A 19,761-nucleotide genomic window follows, 5' to 3' on the forward strand; every position below is an offset into this window, starting at 1 on the left:
AATAAAGAGGTTTTGATAACCAAATTAAAGCAGCTCTAAAGAGTTTTGAGTTAAAAGTTAAACTTCAAGTTTTCATTCAGGACGAATGTACTGATTAACTAATTTTTTGGGGAAAATTAGTTAACCCATCATTATAACATATAATTAATTTGCAAGAGTTCTCTTGAGTAATCGCGGAATAGCTGTTTCCGAGCCAATATTACCCAAAGCCTCGGCTGCGTTCTTACGAACATACCCATCAGAGTCTTCCAAAGCCTTGAGTAATCGCGGAATGGCTGTTTCTGAACCAATCTTACCCAAAGCCTCGGCTGTGTTCTTACGAACATCTTTATCAGAGTCTTCTAAAGCCTTGAGTAACCCCGGAATGGCTGTTTCTGAACCAATCTTACCCAAAGCCTGGGCTGCTGTGATACAAACAAAAACATCAGAGTATTCTAAAGCCTTGAGTAACCCCGGAATGGCTGTTTCTGAGCCAATCTGAGCCAAGGCGAAGGCTGCGTTCTCACGAACATCTTTATTAGAGTCTTCTAAAGCCTTGAGTAACCCCGGAATGGCTGTTTCTGAGCCAATCTGAGCCAAGGCGAAGGCTGCGTTCTCACGAACATCTTTATTAGAGTCTTCTAAAGCCTTGAGTAATCCCGGAATGGCTGTTTCTGAGCCAATCTTACCCAAAGCGGAGGATGCACTCCTACGAACATCTTTATTAGAGTCTTCTAAAGCCTTGAGTAACCCCGCAATGGCTGTTTCTGAGCCAATATTACCCAAAGCCTCGGCTGCCTTCCAACTAACATACACATCAGAGTGTTCTAAAGCCTTGAGTAACCCCGCAATCGCTATTTCCGAGCCAATCTTACCCAAAGCCTCGGCTGCCTTCCCACGAACACCCCAATCAGAGTCTTCTAAAGCCTTGAGTAACCCCGCAATCGCTATTTCCGAGCCAATCTTACCCAAAGCCTCGGCTGCCTTCCCACGAACATCATTATCAGAGTCTTCTAAAGCCTTGAGTAACCCCGCAATGGCTGTTTCTGAGCCAATCTTACCCAAAGCCTCGGCTGCCTTCCCACGAACATCATTATCAGAGTCTTCTAAAGCCTTGAGTAATCCCCCAATGGCTGTTTCTGAGCCAATTTTACCCAAAGCTAAGGCTGCGTACACACGAACATCTTTATTAGATTCTTCCAAAGCCTTGAGTAACTCCGGAATGGCTGTTTCTGAACCAATCTTACCCAAAGCCTCGGCTGCGTACCTACGAACAAACACATTAGAGTCTTCCAAAGCCTTGAGTAACTCCGGAATGGCTGTTTCTGAACCAATCTTACCCAAAGCCTCGGCTGCGTACCTACGAACAAACACATTAGAGTCTTCTAAAGCCTTGAGTAACCCCCCAATGGCTGTTTCCGAGCTAATATTACCCAAAGCCTCGGCTGCCTTCCAACGAAAAAAATCCCCATCAGAGTCTTCCAAAGCCTTGAGTAACCCCCCAATGGCTGTTTCCGAGCCAATTTTACACAAAGCGAAGGCTGCGTTCCCACGAACATACTGATTAGAGTCTTCTAAAGCCTTGAGTAACCCCGCAATGGCTGTTTCTGAGCGAATTTTACCCAAAGCCACGACTGCGTTGCTACGAACATCTTTATCAGAGTGTTCTAAAACCTTGAATAACCCCGCAATGGCTGTTTCTGAGCCAATTTTACACAAAGCCACGACTGCGTTGCTACGAACATCTTTATCAGAATCTTTTAAAGCCTTGAGTAATCCTGGAATGGCTGTTTCTGAGCCAATTTTACCCAAAGCGAAGGCTGCCTTCCAACGAACATCTTTATTAGATTCTTCCAAAGCCTTGAGTAATCCCGCAATGGCTGTTTCTGTGCCAATCTTACCCAAAGCCTCGGCTGCACTCCTACGAACACCCCAATCAGAGTCTTTTAAAGCCTTGAGTAACTCATTAACAACTTCATTAGACTTTGTTAATCCCAATAACTCCACCTTAAACCGTTTCGGTACATCCAACCCAAGCACTAACCCCACTGTCTGCTTTTGAAACTTAAAGTTGACTTCTCCTGCTAACCTCGCTCCTAATTTTAAATCAATCTCTAACCCTAATTTAACCACCCGTTTTGCTTGGGTTTCATTATCCAATAACCCCAACAGCAACGCCATAGGTTCTGTCCATTTGAGATAATTCAAATAGTCCCACTGTAACTGCTCATCCCTGAGATGGGGTAACTTTTTCTTTAATTCCTCAGCCGTGTAATATTCTTGAATCAGTTGATGGCGAAAAGCAATTTTATCATTACCTTCTAGGTGAATTAGATGATATTTCAATAAATCTTCTAGCCATTCCAAAGCAGTATTATCAGGATAAGAAATTTTGCCCTGTAAAAACTCTATTAATATCTCCTCTGCTTGATTCTTAGAAATAGATAACTTTATCTCCGTTGGGTTTTCACCAGTTGTCATCGTCCACGCCAAATGTTGCAGTAGTCGATTTTGCCAGAGATGCAAATCCTCTGAAATTTTAACTCCTTTGCGTATGTCAATTTTTTTTGTAAAATCTCGGAAAACTAAGCCCAAATTAGCAGGAATTTTGTTCTGATTATCATCAAAAACTGAACAAAGCATCGACAAAAGTAGAGGAGTTTCTCCCAATTCCTTGAGACGATTTCCCAACTGTTTAAGCATTTCTTCGCCTTTTTCAGGCAAATAGGCCTTGACAAAATCCCGCATCTGTGGTTCAGTCAGGGGGAGCATTTCCAGCTTTTTTTCAATGTTTAAGTCGTCGCTGCCTAAATCCCTTGTGGTGAAAATCATCGGAATTTCTGCATACTGCTGGCGAAAGTTTTTTAAATTCTGTCGTGCAGTATCTGAGGGCAATTCATTGATACCATCAAATAATAATAATGGGCTAAAATTCTGATTTTCTAACAGCCAACTTTCTAGGGTATTACTATCAATAATTAATTTATGGCGTTTCAGGAATTGTAAAATTAAATCAAGAATTGAGGTTTCATACAAGCGTAATTCGATGAGAATGGGAATTTGAATGATTTTAGCCTGATTTTGTTGATTTAGGCGCAAGCTTTGCGCCCCTACGGATTCTTCTAATAATAATCTGGCTAAAGCGGTCGATTTTCCTGAACCGGGACGACCTTTTAAAAGAACGTGATTAGTCGCATATTCGCGTAAAAGTTTTAAAACTTTTTCGGGTTTTTCTGGTCTTTCTGCTCTTTCTTGTCGGTTTTGTGGTTCTTTTTCAATCGTCTGTACCTGCAAATCCATTAAAGGTGCAGTTTTCGACGGGCGTGTTTTTCCCTCTACGTCCGTGAGGGTGTAAAATGTCTCCCACTGGGCGTACTTTTCCGAGTCCGAGATTGATTTGAGATAGGGAGTCCAGTCAATCATTGATGCTGTCTGTTAGTTCGAGAAGAAACCCTGATTAAACTTTCTAATATTTTAATTGTAGGCTAAGAAGATTTGTTCATGACTTACAAGATAGAATCGGAGTTTCTGCATCCCTCTCCTGTCAGACAGGGAAAACCCCATCCGAATATAAACACTCACGCTGCCGTCGTACCTTGTTCCAAGCACTTTAGCGTATATCTGGCACGAGTTTTAAGAATTGTTAATTGATCTGTTTTTGCCAACAACTCATCTAACTCAGCTACTTCATCAGCGCAGAGTAAAGATTCTGCATTTCTCGTCACTAAATCATCTAAACGGGTTTGCTCTACGAGGGACAATTGACAACTTGCCAGCGCTTTTAATTCATCCACACTCAAACCAATCAAACAATCTTCATCGAGTCCTAATGAATTGGCAAATCGAGAATAGGTGTTCCAGTCTAATAAAACCCCAACTCGTTCCCCTTGCTCATTTGTTAAGTATTCTACTGGCTTGGACATATTAGAAACACTCACAATACAATATAATCCTATTTTAGTAATTAATTCCAGAAAATGCCATCGATCGCCGATAAGGTTATCTTATTTTTGTTTTCCTAATTGTTGGCTTTTCTAAAAAGTTGAAAAAGTACGGGCGAAGCATTCGGATAGAAAATCTCTGGTTTCAGCGATAGGTTATTGTCCGAATGCTTCGCCCCTACAGGACGCAATTGCCGATAAGGTTATCTTATTTTTGTTTTCCTAATTGTTGGGCCTTATAAAAAGTTTCTAAACTGTGACTATCCCCGACAAAACGCCAGTGCCAGGGTTCATAATTAATACCCTGGGGATTATTTTCAGGGAAAGATAACTCGAAACTATACTGGGCAGCGTTATTTTGCAACCAACGAAAAGCGGCAGTATTAGCAAAACTGCTACTTAAATTCGTTGCGGGAGCGCGACCATCGCCAATATCGATCGCATAACCGGTATGATGTTCGCTGTAACCCGGAGGTGCGCTCACTTCTGCTCGTTTGCGGGTTTGCTGATTGCGTTGTTTTTTAACTTCAAAAAAGAGCTTTTCTTGGGTTGCTTTCGATCGAAATGCAGAAATCGGCATTAAAATCACCCCCGACCTTCTCGCGTCACTCTGCATCTGGATAAAAGCTTTGGCTGCTGCCTTCCTTAAACGCATAGCACCATCCCCAGTAATAGGGGCTAATTCCGTCTCCGGAGCCTCTTGATAGGGTAAATGACCTAGAATGTTCTCAATGGGGCTAGGAGTGGCTTTAATCAGGGGGGAGGGGTTAATAACCGGTTTTTTTACGGTAGCAGGGGGACGATTCAAGACTGCTATGGCAATTAGGCCGGTTCCCACCAGAGCAAGTAAACCGCTTGCGATCGCTATTAGACCATTAGGATTAGTAGTTTTTCTGTACTGGCTGTCCCGCAAAGCTTCGGGAATATCATCGATCGGTTTCACGGTTTACTTACCCTCCTGCACCATAATTACATTATTCCCCGGCCACTCCATCTTGACGAGCAGCGTGTTGAACGGCGGCGGCCACAGCCGTAACTACACGACCATCAAAAACCGAGGGAATAATATTCTCTCGATTGAGATTAGCAGGAGTGATCAGAGAAGCGATCGCTTTGGCCGCTTCCAGATACATATTATCGGTGATTGCCCTAGCGCGACAGTCCAGGGCCCCGCGAAATAATCCGGGGAAAGCGAGAACGTTGTTAATCTGATTGGGATAATCGCTGCGTCCGGTAGCCACCACGGCCACCAAATCATTGATTAATTCCGGTTGAATTTCGGGAATCGGATTAGCCATGGCAAAGACGATCGCATTTTTAGCCATTCCCTTGACCATTTCGGGAGTCAACACCCCCGGTACGCTCACCCCCAGGAAGACATCAGCGCCTTTGAGAGCATCCCCTAGCTTACCACTGGCAGCCACGGCCCAAGCTTGTTTTTCTGGGGTTAAATCGTCCCGGTTTTGGGAGAGGATACCAAGGGAATCACAGAGGATTATATCTGTGGCTCCTGCGGTTTTAAAGAGAGTAGCGATGGCGATTCCGGCCGCACCTGCACCATTAATGACGATTTTGACTGTATCAAGCGATTTTTTGACAAATTTGAGGGCATTAATCAGGGCAGCCAGGGAAACGATCGCTGTACCGTGTTGATCATCGTGGAAAACGGGAATATTTAATTCCGCTCGCAGACGTTTCTCGATTTCAAAACAGCGGGGAGCGCCGATATCCTCTAGGTTAATACCCCCAAAAACCGGAGCGATTCTTTTGACGGTTGCGATGATTTCTTCGGGGTCCTGGGTGGCTAAACAGATGGGAAAAGCATCAATTCCGGCGAATTCCTTGAATAACATCGCTTTCCCTTCCATGACTGGCAAGGCAGCCTCTGGCCCGAGATTTCCTAATCCTAATACCGCGCTACCATCGGTCACTACAGCGACGGTGTTGCCCTTGATGGTCAATGAGTACACTTGTTCGGGGTCGTGGGCGATAGCGGTGCAGATGCGACCAACTCCGGGGGTGTAGGCCATTGCCAGGTCATCTTGGGAGGTGAGGGGAATACGACTCTCAATGGAGATTTTACCCCGACGATGGAGATCGAAGGTGCGATCGGAAACTTTGAGCAGTTTAACATCTGGTAGAGCTTTAACCGCAGCGATAATCTGTTCCGCTTGGTCGGTACTAGCGGCATCAACCATAATCTCGCGGGTGCTAATCTTTAAATTGCGTTCGATCAGAGAAATTTGCCCTAAATTCCCCCCCACATCGGCGATCGCATTGAGGACAGAAGCGAAGGTTCCCGCTTGATTGGGGATTTCTATCTTGAGACTTAAACTATAGCTAGGATTGGGCGTTAAATGAACCATGCTGAAGGCTTCCAATACTGATAAATATTGATTATCTTCTATCTGTGAGGGACTTTGGTATCTAATCGTGCAGTTTCTTTAGCTATTATGATATCTGTGGTCATAATACCAGTGGGAGCGAGTGAGTCAAACCATGGCAGTTATCTTAATGATGAGGGACAAAGTTTTCCTTTTGGGGAGTCAGTCCTCGGCTCTCTTATTCTTTGTGTGATCGGTTTAACTTAATATAGGAGCGTTCAATCTTTGTGTCCTTTGTGTCTTTGTGGTTCGTTGCACGCGCTCGCCAGCAGGACTGTATCTTAGAATACATTTTACCCACCAAACCTAAGAGAGTCGGTCCTCGGTCGGCGATGGCAAATTAGGTTAGACTTCATCTTGATGAGAAAGGCTGTAAATATTCCACATTTGTTGATAAGCAGTTTCTAAATCTCTGGTAAATTGTTTGGCATTCCAGAGGGGAGATGTGTGACGAGATTGACGTAATTGATAACGGACTTCTTCGCGCAAATTTTTATCCAATCCTAACTTAATTCCCCACTGCACATATTCTTCATCACTCCAAGCTATACCCTCAGTTATTCCCGCATTCATCATTAAAGTATAACCGTTACGGGATGACCATTGTTGCCCCACTTTAACCACGAGAGGAATTCCCATCCAGAGGGTTTCTAAGGTGGTTGTACCACCATTAAAGGGATAGGTGTCCAAAACCACATCAGCGATGGCTAAATTTGCCCTGTAGGTTTCCGTCTGATAGAGAGGAAGCATCTTAATTCGATTAGTTTCTACCCCAACTTCTGCGGCAATTTGACAGAATAAATCCCAGAGGGAATTATCGTCAGCAACTCCTTGAATCAGGAAATAACTATTAGGTACAGATTTAATGATTTGCATTTGTAAGCGAATCATCGCAGGATTACGCTTAATTGCAGTTTGAGAACTTAGGTAAATAACCGCATCGTTATTAATACCTAAATCTTCTCTTCGCAGGGTAGGAACGGCTATTTCAAAACCATCCACAGCGACAAAAGCATGAGGTAAACACCAGATTTTTTCTTGATAATATTCTTGGGCATTTTCTGGCAATACATAAGGATCCGCTAAAAGATAATCTACTGCGGGTAAACCAGAACCATCAAAACCTAACCAGTTAACTTGAATAGGGGCAGGTTTTAAGGCAATAACTTGGACAACGATTGCCCCAGTACCACTATCCAAGTCCACAAGAATATCGATTTTATCTTCTTTAATTTTGCGATAGGTTGCTAGGGAATCAGCAGTAGCATGATAGATTTTATCTGCGGGATTAGAAAACCATTGTTGAGTTATTTCATCCACAGGTTGATTCACCATATAAAGGTGAATATCAAACTGTTCACGATTGTGATAATTAATAGTCCAACGACTCAATAAACCCACGGGATGACGTTTTAATGTTTGGGCAATGTAACCAATTTTAAGTTTTTTATCAGGATTATATTCTCTAGGTTTGTCAAAACTTTCCTCCTGAAAACCCAGCATTTCTTTGTAAGTTTCTTGAAAAAAACTGCCAATCTGACTTAAAAGCGGTCGATTCTCTTTCGGGTTATCTTCATAGTAAGAAATAGGGTTCATAACTGTTAGCAAAGCTTCTCTAACTAAGGGATGTATATCTTGAGGCTTTTCTTTTAGAAATTTTTTAATTAAGTGTTTATATTCTTGACAAATACTAGGAATGTCATTCCATTTTGAGGCTCGTAAAGAACCACTAAAGAGGAGCGATTGACTAAACATTTTTAAATCAATCGTTTGACTTTTCTCTTTCAACTTATTGACTAAATTGATGGCTTTTTCATAGTCAGGTAAAGAGATATAAAACCAAAATAAATTAACTTCTAAGTACAAACTTTCTGGATAAAGGGGAAGAAAAGCTTCCGCTAAGTCAACGGAATAAATAGGTTGATATTTCTCAAAAGCAAAGCGTCCAGCAACAGTGATGACGTGATTAAGTAATTCTGGAGAATTGTCAAGATAGGGTAAACTTAACCGAACTAATTCTATGGTATATTCATGAGCGTAAGGTATGACGGCAATTACTACCCGTTCCAATAATTGAGAGTTAACTGAACTCTGGGTAATTAATTCTAGTATTTGCCATTCTTGCAGTTGTTGAGGATGAAATCTATTTAATTTAATTTCAATGAGGGTTAAATGCAGTAAATTATTGAGATAACTGGGATTAATTTCCTGTAGATGTTTACGAATTAACCAACTTATTTCTAGATTTTCTAACTCTAATTGTCGGTTAGCTTCGGCTGCTAAAATACTGCTTAATTCTAGCAGCCATGACTCGGTTTCCTGTTCATCTCCTTGAGTGAAAACAAATAACCAAGTAGCTTGTGCTTCTTCTTCCCTAGCTTCTAAAAGATAGGCTAATCCTAAATACCAATAATGACTAATTTCTAGGGGTTCTCTTTCTATCAGTTCTTCGTAAAACTGACTAACAATATCGTATTGATTGTTTTCTAAAGCGGTTTTAACTTCATTTTGCCAAGACATGATTTAATTCTCCCTAATTAACTTTCACAATAGATTTGCCACATTTGACGATAGGCATTTTCCACATTTTTAGTAAACTGACGTGCATTCCAAATCGGTGAAGTTTTTCTAGATTCATCTAATTTAGCGATAACTTTGCGTCTCAGGTTTTCATCCTTACCTAACTTAATCCCCCAGTCGATATACTCCTCATCACTCCAAGCGATACCCTCACTAATTCCCGCATTAACCATTAAAGTATAACTATTTCTCGATGACCATTGTTGACCAACTTTTGTAACTAAAGGAATCCCCATCCACAGCACATCTAAAGTCGTCATTCCTCCCGTAAAGGGATAGGTATCTAAAACCACATCAGCTATCCTTAAATTTGCTCGATAAATTCCTGTGGGATAGAGGGGTAAGATTTTTAATCTCTCATAATTAATTCCTTCTTCCTCGGCAATTTTGAAAAATAATTTTTCCACTGATTTAGCATCACTTAACCCTTGAATACTCAAATAACTATTAGGAACTGCCTTTAAAACTTGTAGCTGAAGTCGAATAATTTCAGGGTTACGTTTAACCCCCGTTTGTACGGTTAAGTAATTAATTGCATCCTCTGGAATCCCTAAATCATCCCTTCGGAGAGAGGGGTAAGCAACCTCGACACCATCCACACAAATATAGGAATTAGGTAAGCGCCAAATTTTTTCTTGGTAATATTCCTGTGCATCTGCTGGTAAAACGTAATTATCAGCAAGATAGTAATCAATTGCGGGAATTCCTGACGCATCAAAACCTAACCAAGTCACTTGTATTGGTGCGGGTTTAAGTGCCATAACTTGGCAAGTTGCGTTATTAGTGATACTGTCTAAATCTACCAAAACATCAATGTTATCTTGACTAATTTTTTCAGCAATCATTTGAGGATTAATCGGTAAGTGATAGCAAGCATTTACCTGATTTTTAAAATCATTTTGAGTGATCATATCTTCTTTTTGAGATACTAGGTATAAAGAGACATGAAACTCATTATAGTCATGATACTTCATTAACCATCTAGAGATTAATCCGATAGAATGATTATATAAAGTATGGGCAATATAGCCAATTTTCAGAACTTTATTGGTATCCTTAATAGTCGATTTTCGCAAAGAATGACAGTTAGAATTATTGCGAACATATTCCTGAAAAAGTTGACCAACACAATTACTAATATAACGGTTTTTCCTTGGGTTATCTTCTAGGTAAACTAGAGGGGATAAAATTGTTAGGTATGGTGCATCCAATAATCTGGGACATTCTTGATTAGTGATACTTTTTTGCAAGGATTCTGTATATTTTTCAGTATCTGCCTTAATATCGACCCAATCACCACTAAATAATTTGACATAAAGAGCAATATAATCAGCTACAACTTGAGAAGGCAAACCTTGACAACTTGTTTTTAATTGACTAGCTACTTGGATAGCAGCAGCAAAATCTCGATTATCAAAATAACATTGATAAAGTGCAGCTAACAGATCAATTTGCTCTGGTTCTACTGCTAAACAAGTATTAATAATATCAATAGCCAATGGTTTATTATTAATAGCTAGAGAAGGTACTTTAGCTTCTACTATTTTGATAAAAGTTTGTCGCTGATAGTTAGATTGAAATATTGACTCTAAGTAAGGGACGGTTTCTGGTATCTGAGAATCGATAAATTTTTCTAAAACTTCTGCTAATAAACTTAACTCTAGACTCTGGAAATTATTTGTTTTTAACACATCAACAAATACCCAAGCTTGTAACTGCTCCTGCTCGAAATAATTCAAATTAATTGCTAATAAAATAAACCGCAGTAAATTATCAACATTATCGGGAATAATCTCGCGAATATGTCCTCGAATTAACCAACTGGTTTCTAAATTGCCTAACTCTAATTGTCTGCGTGCTTCCCCATCCAAAATATTGACTAAATCTACTGTCCACAGCATCACCTCCTGTTCATCTCCTTGAGTGAAGACAAATAACCAAGTAGCTTGTGCTTCTTCTTCCCGAGCTTCCAAAAGATAGGCTAATCCTAAATACCAATAATGACTAATTTCTAAGGGTTCTCTTTCTATCAGTTCTTCGTAAAACTGACTAACTTGCCAGAAATCCCCTTGCATAATTGCAGGTTCAACTTGGAAATGCCAAGACATAAGTATTTATCGTTAAGTGTCTCTACTAGCGTACCCAAATAGAAGCAAAATTTTTCTATATAAGTAAAATTTATCAGTTTTTCAGGGGTTGGGTTTTGGGGTGGTCACTGCGTGTGCGTTGCGGGGGGTGTTGGGGTTTTAGTTGAAATTCCCCATTCCCTCACCTCTCCATTCCCCACCTGCCACTCTCCACCCAGTTTCAACGAGTCCTAGCTTACCATCAACGTCAGCCAAGAGTAAATCCCGATGAAAAAGTTTTCACCCCCACAGATGAAAGAGGTTTCCTTCCCTACACCCCACACCCTCTTTCAAGTCAGTTTTTTGAAAGCTTTTCTAAATAAACCAATAAATCGGCCATAGCTTGAGGATCGGGCTGAAATTTGGGCATTGGCGGGGTTTTACCACTAATTACCTGTTCAATCAGACTAATTCTCGATTTGCGATGGGAAACCTCCTCTAAACTTGGTCCGACGATGCCATCAGCAAACTGACCGTGACAAGCAGCACAGTTAATTTGAAAGATTTCGTAACCGCGACTCACATTACCTTGTCGGGATAACACCTCCTTAATGTAGGGATCCGACATCTTAGCCAGATGAAAAGCGATTAAAAAGGTGCTAATCAGCAACAAACCCACGATTATAACCATTAAGAATCGATAAAGCCCGAATTTTGGTTTAACTAACTGACTATTCACGAAGGCCGCCGAAGGAAAGATGAGTTTCTCTTTACATTTTGCAACTTTTTGCCCGAAAATTCCACCGCCGCTGCTAGAGATAGGCAAATGGAGAATAATATAAGACAAAACTGCATCTTTTTCTAAACCTCTAGCAATGAACCTATTAACCAGACTGGAAGATTGGCCCTATATTATCCTACCTATCACCATCGTCCTCAGTTTCCTGCTGTTGGGATGGCTCGTAGAAAAGCGCGTTGTCAGTCAACTTTTATCGATTGCCAGAGAAAAAAACCTGCGTTTCTCGGAAGGGGTTTTACGTTCCCTTCGTGGATTAAGCATACTTTGGTTCGGACTTTTGGGTTTAAATATTGCCCTCTCCCTTCCCAATCTTCCCCTCTTTCCCTACCTGATTCTCCTGAGCCAAAAATTGCTGCTAGTGGCTTTTTTAGCTTCGGCTACTTGGGCTATTGCTCAATTATCCGTGGAAATATTACGATTTTATACCACGGGAGATGATGGTATTTCTTCCCTAACTTCCCTATTTGAATTTCTCGCCAAAGTTCTGATTTTTAGCTGCGGTTTTTTGCTGATTTTAAGCTCGATTGGCATTTCGATAACTCCGATGCTTACTGCCTTTGGTATTGGGGGTGTTTCCCTCGGTTTAGCTCTCCAAAATACCCTAGCTAATTTAATGTCAGGGATTAATATTATCACTTCTAAAAAAGTTAGACCGGGAGATTATATTGAACTGAAAACGGGAGAAGCTGGTTATGTGCGAGATGTGGATTTAAGATGCACAGTCATCGAAGAAATTACCAATAATATTTTGGTCATTCCCAATGCTCAGATCATTTCTTCTAGTTTCCGTAACTATAGTTTACCAGATCACTCCCTACTGATTCCCGTGGAAGTGGGCATTAGTTACGATAGTGACTTAGAAAAAGTCGAAAAAGTTACCCTAGAAGTCATGCAAGAAATCGCTCAGTTATTGCAACCTCACCTCGGTAACTATCAACCCTTGATCCTTTATGGTAAACTCGATTACTATAGCATTGTGCTAACAGTTTATCTCAAGGTGGTAGAAGAAGAGTTTTTTCAACATCTCACCATTAAACACGAATTTATTAAACTCCTACACCGACGCTATCAGCAAGAAGGAATTAAAATTCCCTATCCAATTCTTTTTCCCTATCCCCCCAGTAATCCCCCTAGTTAACCTCAATTCGCTATCGCAACAAACAATTTAAATGCGCGGACAACTTACAACTGGTAATTCTCCTCAAAAAACTTACGAGTCATCGGTTGGGCCACTTCAATACCGTGGCCTTCTCCTAATAATTCTAGGGGTTTTCCTTCCACTTGAATCCAGACTTTGGCATTGGGATCCTCGGTAGTAGTAGTATAGATGATTTGTGCCAAACGACCGATTAACATATCAGGGCCATCATCATTGCCAAACTCGCGCGAGAGATTAATCTTAATTCCGGTTTTATCTACTTTTAAATCAAGTAATTTAGTCCCGGAAGGAATAGTAGTCATATCCTGAGGATTACTTGGACCAGCTAATAGAATCTTCAATACTGCTATTAACTCTCGGTCGTCACTATCTGCTTTTTGAACGGTAATTTCTTGGCTGACTAATTGATTACCCGTATCGGTCACTTTTAACCAATAAACCTGTCGAGTTTCCCTAACAGGAATAGCTGCAGGAGTTACTGTCGGACTTGTCTTCACCGGACCCGGAGAAACCGGTTCAAAAATTGGCGATTGACTTATCGGTACCGGACTGGGAGATTCAATCGGGTTTTCGCTGGTTTTCTGGGGGGAAGATAGGTGATGGACGGCAAACCAAGCAGTGGCCCCACCAGCAGTAAATAAAGCGATGCCGATACCAATTATCCAGGGTAAAGAGATTTTATCACTAGAGCGAGAACTAGGCATAATTCAGTTATCAGTTATCAGTTATCAGTTATCAGTCGAACGCTTTTATTCTCCCCACTTCCCACTTCCCATCTCATCTTTTCCGACCGTTAAATTTAATTGGGGTTCCCCGATCGAGGTTCAATTCTGCCAAAAGCCGCTATACTTAGCTTATCATCGTCAATCTGTAATTGGAGAAGGCGGGCGATAATTCCTTGTTTCTCGAAGTTTTTTAAATCTAACTGGGTGGATATACCCTCGGCAAACCCCTTGAGAAGGCGCGAGGAGATGCGACGACCATTAAGAGTGGCTGTGGGGTCAATAAGCTCTATTTTTCGCCCCTGCACTAGCTTAAATCCCACTTCTAAGCTCAGATTGAGGCTGGCTGCCGGTTCGTCTGGCCTTTGGGTCTCCAGCTGCAGGCTGAGAGCGACTCGATTATTATTAAGAAAATTAAAATTTGCTTGACTAAGTTGATATTTTGTGCTACCAAATTCTTCCCTAGAGGGAATCAGATTATTAATCAGGGTCTGAATTTGTTCTTTGACCGCTGCCGATTGTAAAGCTTGATTAAGATTAGTTTCCGTGAGGACAAGATGCAATGCTCCCGCAGCTGGTCGGCGCAGTGCGGCGGCTAAACTGCTGTTTTTTTGCTGTAATCGCCGCAAATCGAGGCTAATTGGCTCAGTTTCTAGCTCGATCTTCTCAATGCGAACACCTGCAAGGGGATAAATTCCCCGTGCAGAAATGCGAACTCGATCGATTTTGCCTTGCAGAACCTGATAATTGGGAGTATTATCGACCCTCACGGCCAATTGTTCCACTTTTTGGACTTGGGAGCGAAGGGTATGGGCTAAAACCGTATCAATAATTGCCCCTGCGGGAGTTAACAGGGTCAAAACACTAGCGAGAGTGATTGTTAGCCATTCCATCGCTCAATTACACCCATCCAGCTAAATTTTGCCAAGCATTAGTGAAAAGCTGACTTAACCAACGTCGTTGCACTTGATCTAAAATCGGGTCTTCTGCGAGAATTTCTTCAGTCAGATCATCGAGAGATTGACCCTGAGCGTGGGCCATTCTAATAATTCCCGCAATCACGGCAGCGATCATCTCCTCATCGACGGGACGCTGTCGGAGGGCGGCAATTTCTTCGGGGGTGTTCGGGATGGGATAATTCATAATCAGATGGGGTAGGCTGTGTATTAATCTAGGTATGTAAAGTTTTTTAAACTTTTTTCAGAAAACTTTTTGTGTAGTCTAGCGTAATCAGACGATTTTTGGGTTTAACAGCTAAATCAAGATGAGAGAAATACTTTACAGAGAAATTCCGACTCCTGACTCGATCGCCGTTTGTCACTGGTTACAATCCGATTGGCAACCCAGAAGCGGTGTCAAGACAAATACACCTAACGGGGTGAGATTGCGCTTATCGGAGGCGATCGAATTGTCGATTTTTGTCTGGACGCTGCAACGGACTACTTATTTAAAAGTTTTCCGCTGGGGTGAGCGATCGCATGATCAAGAAACATCCCTGACTCGGCAGCTCGATCGAGCTTTACAAAAGCGTTTTCCGCCGCAGTATAACACGATACCAAATATCGATCAAAAAAATCACTCAATTTTTACAGCTTTAGAAGCGGACTATCCCCTAACGGTTCACTACTTCCGCAAAATGCCCCAAGGAGAGGCGGATTTAGAACGTTTGTATTGGTGGGAAAAACGTTGGCGCGACAGTGCCAAAAATCCCCAACAACCGCAGCCGGTAATTTTCTCTAGCAGTGAGGAAAATGATCATCCCATCACCTACGACTTAATTTATATTGGTGGTGCCTTGGGGGCAATTCATGCGGCACAGATGGCCAAATTAGGTTATCGAGTCCTCTTAGTAGAAAGACTGCCTTTCGGACGGATGAATCGGGAATGGAATATCTCTCGATCGGAGTTTCAAAGTTTAATTAATTTAGGTCTATTTACGGACGAAGAATTCGAGAAATTAATCTTCCAAGAATACATCGATGGCTTTAATAAGTTTTTTGATGGCAATAATCCCCCCCATCTGAAGGCGGAGATTCTCCATACTCCCACGGTTTTAAATATTGCCATTAATTCCGATCAATTGCTGCAATCCTGCGGTAAAAAATTACAGGATCATGGCGGTAAAATTCTCGATCAAACCGAATTTATTAAGGCTGATATTACCGCTAATAGTGTTACTGTCACCCTTAATCATGGTGGGGAAATTCAACAGATAAAAGGCCGTTTATTGATTGATGCTATGGGTTCTGCTTCCCCCATTGCTTGGCAATTAAACGGAGTGCGTGCCTTTGATAGTGTCTGTCCGACGGTGGGGGCAGTAGTAGAAGGATTCGATCCGGTGGTGTGGGATTCTCACTATGGCGATGTCTTAAATTCCCATGGCGATATTTCTAAAGGCAGACAACTAATTTGGGAATTATTTCCGGGGGAAGGAAAAGAATTAACCTTTTATCTATTTCACTATCATCAAGTCCATCCCGATAACCCCGGTTCTCTGTTAGAAATGTACGAAGATTTCTTTACTATTCTGCCCGAATATCGACAGTGTGATCCAGAAAAATTAACCTGGAAAAAACCCACCTTTGGTTATATACCGGGGCATTTTAGCACAGGGAAAAAAGATCGAATTGTCTCCTTTAATCGCATTTTAGCCATCGGTGATGCCGCCTCCCTGCAATCACCGTTAATCTTTACTGGATTCGGTTCTTTGGTGCGTAATTTAGAGCGCTTAACCCATCTTTTGGATATGGCCTTGAAACACGATTTACTAACAGCTAAAGACCTAGAAAATGTGCGAGCTTATCAAAGTAATGTGGCGGTAACTTGGTTATTTTCTAAAGGAATGATGGTTCCCACGGGAAAAACTTTACCACCCCAAAGAATTAACGCCATGTTAAACACATTTTTCGGTTTATTGGCCGACGAACCGCCGGAGGTTTCTGAAACCTTTATTAAGGATAAAACCGATTGGTTAACCTTTAGCCGTTTAGCAATTAAAGCGGCCAGAAAAAACCCAGCTTTACTGTTATGGATAGCAGAAATGGCCGGCAGTCAGGATTTAATACGTTGGTTGGGTTCCTATCTCGATTTTAGCCTTGATGGAGTCAAAAATCTGTTTTTTAGTTCCTGGTTTCCCCAATGGTTAAAAAACTCCCAAAGCTGGCTAGAAAAAGACAATCCTCGCCTCTGGTTAAAGTTATTGAGTTTTAATTATGGCTTAAGAAATTAGAGAATATTTATCAATTGACGCTCCCATCAACCTAGGCGCGTTAGAAGTCAAAGTAGATGAATTGTTTAAGAAGTTAACTCCCCCAGAGGGTTGCTTCTCTAACAGGATTTCCCCTAATCCTTACTGAATACAATTTAATTTGGTTTCATTAATATCTTGGCGAATAAATTTCTCAGTTCTAGAAAAAACCGGGTTAAACCAGCGAAAAATTATTCCTACCGGCAGTTGATCCGGTGGCGAGATTTTCGAGACATTTTCGATGACAGGAGAAGATATGACGATGGTTACTTTCGCCATGGCACGGGTGAAGCAAGATTTAGATCAGCAATTAAAAAAAGGAGACCTATCCGAGAATATCTCGACCGAACGTATTTATCCAACCCTAGAGAAAGCGATCGAGGCGTTTCATCATCGTAACTCACCCCAATCATCCGAGCCTCAATATTGACACTTTCACCGCTCATTCCTAGACAATCTAGGGGGAAATTCTCGGTTGACAGACTTAAACTAATACTACCAAATCATTACCCAAAAAAATAAACAGAAAACTTCCTACAGAACTGGGGCAAGGGGAAAATTTTCACCTTTAACCCGGAATAGTTCCCCCTTTTCCCGACAAAAGAGTGAGATTTTAGCCCCTGGCCGAAGGCTGACCATTAGATAAAATTTTGTTAAGATTATCCCGCCAGCAATTTTTGAGCAAGATATAATCGAAACAGTAGAGCTGCCATTGGGCTAAAAGTTAAGCAAATTTAAGAGATAGCCATTTCAGAAAAAAATCTATCATTGATGAGGTTGATCTTTCCCAGATAAGAAACGAGTGAAGATTAATTGTTGAACCGAGCATCAGAAGCTATCTCTAAAGGGGGAAATGTTAGAAAGTTATCCCAGAAGGGGAACCATCACTATTGACTTATCTATTTCCTATTGCTTGTATTCATTTAGTCATCTAACAGCAAGGGATGTAATCTCATTCAGGGGAAAAAGTCGCTATGAACCACCAAATAGAAACCCCGATCCGCTCACCCTCTCAAGCTCGATTCCGTTCACGGGAAGAACGCATCCAGATCGGTAAATCCCTGCGGGAGCGATTGCCGCGTTCTAGCCACGCTATCTGGCAACCCCCCGCAGCTGGTCGAGAGCCGATCGAAATCATCGAAGCATCAAATCGGGGGCGATTACAGGAATTGATTCCCATCCGCTACGGACGAATGTTGCGGAGTCCCTTTACCTTCCTGCGCGGTTCCGCTGCTTTGATGGCCTACGATCTGGCCACCACTCCCAAAACTGACATTATCGTGCAGGCCTGCGGGGATTGCCACCTGTTAAACTTCGGATTTTTTGCCACCCCCGAACGCAATTTAGTCTTCGATATTAACGATTTCGACGAAACCCTGCCCGCGCCTTGGGAATGGGATCTCAAGCGTCTCGTGGTCAGTTTTGTCATCGCCGGCAGGGATAGCGATCTATCCGAGCGAGAATCGAAGGCAGCGGTGATCGATTGCGCTCGTTCCTATCGAGAACACCTGCGGGAATATTCTCGCCTCAGTCCCTTAGAGGTATGGTACACGCGCATAGGAGCAGAACAGGCGATCGAGATGGCTCCCGACGAAAAGACGCGGAAGTTGCGGGAACAGATGATGACAAAGGCCCGCGAGCGCATCATCGAACATCTCTACCCCAAGATCGTCACCCAAACCGGCGGACGCAATCGCTTTGTCGATCAGCCCCCCATTCTCTACCATGTCAACGAACCGGATTGGGAGACTATCGTGCGCGAGGGTCTGGAAGACTATCGCCAATCCCTGCCGGAGGAACGCCGGGTCCTCTTTGATCGCTACCAATTAGAGGACTTTGCCCTGAAAGTAGTGGGTATTGGCAGTGTCGGCACCAGATGTTATATCGCCCTATTGTTCTCGGAAGATAACCATCCCCTCATCCTACAAGTTAAGGAAGCCCGCCCTTCGGTTCTGGAACCCTATACCGCCAAGAGCCAGTACGAAAATCAGGGACAACGGGTAGTTACAGGCCAGAGATTGATGCAATCCTCTAGCGACATATTTTTGGGCTGGACCCGGGGAAGAGGGGGCAACGACTTCTATTTACGGCAACTGCGGGATATGAAGTTTTCCCTACCCATTGAAGGAGTATCGGCCGTCCAACTGCAACGCTACGCCGAGTTCTGCGGCTGGACCTTGGCCCGCGCCCACGCTAAATCTGGAGATGCGGCCACTATTAGCGGTTATTTGGGGAAAGGAGATCAGTTCGATCTAGCCATGGGCGAATTTGCGATCGCTTATGCCGATCAGACAGAACGAGATCACGCCGCTTTGGTGGATGCGGTGAAAACAGGACGGGTGGAGGCTTTGGTAGAAGAAAATTTATAGCATTAAGCTATCAGCCTCTTATTTCTCCTCCTATCGGAGGGCGCAGGTTCCTTGCGCCCCTACAGTAACGGATTTTGTCCACAATGTAGGGGCGAACTGCGTTCGCCCAAAAGGTACATTATCAAACCCACATTCCGCACCCTCAACTGTCACATAAGCTATCCCCCTCCAGAGACTTGAGTAAAAATACTTAGCTGGTGAAGGTTTTCTCGGCACCAGCTAGGGGGGTCTTGAAACCCCTAATTATGAAAAAATAGGGCTCTCCGGGAATTGTTATGCAAATAATTAACTTAAAATAAAATTCGATGAGAGTACCTAAGCTCAAAAGTAGCTGAAATCCATACAGGGAAGGACTTAAGGCACAAACAGGTTAATGCCAAAAGATAGACAATTGAGTTAAGATTTGATATAATGGCCAAAAACGAGATTATTTTACTTATGATACTTGACAAATTTTTGAACCTACAAGGAACCTGTATTCAAGGCTATCGACACCTAGAAAATATCGGTATAGT

General features: G+C 42.3%; 14 protein-coding genes. 4 read left to right on the top strand and 10 right to left on the bottom strand.

The window, feature by feature from the left end:
* Positions 1 to 144 precede the first annotated feature (144 nt).
* From H6G40_RS19950 to H6G40_RS19980, 7 genes are all read right to left on the bottom strand, one after another.
* Positions 145 to 3,402, bottom strand: coding sequence for a HEAT repeat domain-containing protein (locus H6G40_RS19950; RefSeq protein WP_190538184.1), 3,258 nt, complete (start codon positions 3,400 to 3,402; stop codon positions 145 to 147).
* Between the two features lie 155 nt (positions 3,403 to 3,557).
* Positions 3,558 to 3,902, bottom strand: coding sequence for a hypothetical protein (locus H6G40_RS19955; protein WP_002754005.1), 345 nt, complete (start codon positions 3,900 to 3,902; stop codon positions 3,558 to 3,560).
* Positions 3,903 to 4,128: 226 nt separating this feature from the next.
* The gene (locus H6G40_RS19960) at positions 4,129 to 4,863 is read right to left on the bottom strand and encodes a M15 family metallopeptidase (RefSeq protein ID WP_069473761.1); all 735 of its coding nucleotides are present in this window, start codon (positions 4,861 to 4,863) and stop codon (positions 4,129 to 4,131) included.
* A gap of 31 nt (positions 4,864 to 4,894) precedes the next feature.
* Positions 4,895 to 6,286, bottom strand: a complete 1,392-nt coding sequence (locus H6G40_RS19965) for an NAD-dependent malic enzyme (RefSeq protein WP_002790848.1) — start codon at positions 6,284 to 6,286, stop codon at positions 4,895 to 4,897.
* A 363-nt stretch (positions 6,287 to 6,649) separates the two neighbouring features.
* Entirely contained in the window at positions 6,650 to 8,824 is a 2,175-nt protein-coding gene (locus H6G40_RS19970) for an O-linked N-acetylglucosamine transferase, SPINDLY family protein (protein WP_103112010.1), read from the bottom strand.
* Positions 8,825 to 8,841: 17 nt separating this feature from the next.
* Positions 8,842 to 10,992 (bottom strand): O-linked N-acetylglucosamine transferase, SPINDLY family protein, encoded by a 2,151-nt coding sequence (locus tag H6G40_RS19975; RefSeq protein ID WP_190538185.1) that lies wholly within the window; start codon positions 10,990 to 10,992, stop codon positions 8,842 to 8,844.
* A gap of 313 nt (positions 10,993 to 11,305) precedes the next feature.
* Positions 11,306 to 11,797 (bottom strand): c-type cytochrome, encoded by a 492-nt coding sequence (locus H6G40_RS19980; protein ID WP_002790853.1) that lies wholly within the window; start codon positions 11,795 to 11,797, stop codon positions 11,306 to 11,308.
* Positions 11,798 to 11,825: 28 nt separating this feature from the next.
* On the opposite strand from H6G40_RS19980, the gene H6G40_RS19985 reads away from it, so the two are divergent.
* Positions 11,826 to 12,887, top strand: a complete 1,062-nt coding sequence (locus H6G40_RS19985) for a mechanosensitive ion channel family protein (protein WP_002735319.1) — start codon at positions 11,826 to 11,828, stop codon at positions 12,885 to 12,887.
* A gap of 44 nt (positions 12,888 to 12,931) precedes the next feature.
* Here the strand turns inward: H6G40_RS19985 and H6G40_RS19990 are convergent, their stop codons facing one another.
* The 3 genes from H6G40_RS19990 to H6G40_RS20000 form a co-directional block, all read right to left on the bottom strand.
* Positions 12,932 to 13,612: a GerMN domain-containing protein gene (locus H6G40_RS19990; RefSeq protein WP_190538186.1), complete on the bottom strand. Its 681-nt coding sequence runs from the start codon at positions 13,610 to 13,612 to the stop codon at positions 12,932 to 12,934.
* Between the two features lie 95 nt (positions 13,613 to 13,707).
* Complete coding sequence (locus tag H6G40_RS19995; RefSeq protein WP_002736045.1) at positions 13,708 to 14,523, bottom strand: LmeA family phospholipid-binding protein; 816 nt, start codon at positions 14,521 to 14,523, stop codon at positions 13,708 to 13,710.
* A 7-nt stretch (positions 14,524 to 14,530) separates the two neighbouring features.
* Positions 14,531 to 14,773: a hypothetical protein gene (locus tag H6G40_RS20000; protein ID WP_002754017.1), complete on the bottom strand. Its 243-nt coding sequence runs from the start codon at positions 14,771 to 14,773 to the stop codon at positions 14,531 to 14,533.
* A 121-nt stretch (positions 14,774 to 14,894) separates the two neighbouring features.
* On the opposite strand from H6G40_RS20000, the gene H6G40_RS20005 reads away from it, so the two are divergent.
* From H6G40_RS20005 to H6G40_RS20015, 3 genes are all read left to right on the top strand, one after another.
* On the top strand, positions 14,895 to 16,859 hold the full coding sequence (locus H6G40_RS20005; protein WP_190538187.1) for a flavin-dependent dehydrogenase: 1,965 nt from the start codon (positions 14,895 to 14,897) through the stop codon (positions 16,857 to 16,859).
* A gap of 259 nt (positions 16,860 to 17,118) precedes the next feature.
* Positions 17,119 to 17,307 carry a sulfate transporter gene (locus H6G40_RS20010; RefSeq protein WP_238560438.1) on the top strand — a complete coding sequence of 63 codons (189 nt, stop codon included), beginning with the start codon at positions 17,119 to 17,121 and terminating at the stop codon, positions 17,305 to 17,307.
* A 544-nt stretch (positions 17,308 to 17,851) separates the two neighbouring features.
* Positions 17,852 to 19,246, top strand: coding sequence for a DUF2252 domain-containing protein (locus H6G40_RS20015; RefSeq protein WP_069473762.1), 1,395 nt, complete (start codon positions 17,852 to 17,854; stop codon positions 19,244 to 19,246).
* Positions 19,247 to 19,761 lie beyond the last annotated feature (515 nt).

Source organism: Microcystis viridis FACHB-1342 (assembly GCF_014698335.1).
Lineage (GTDB): Bacteria > Cyanobacteriota > Cyanobacteriia > Cyanobacteriales > Microcystaceae > Microcystis > Microcystis ichthyoblabe_A.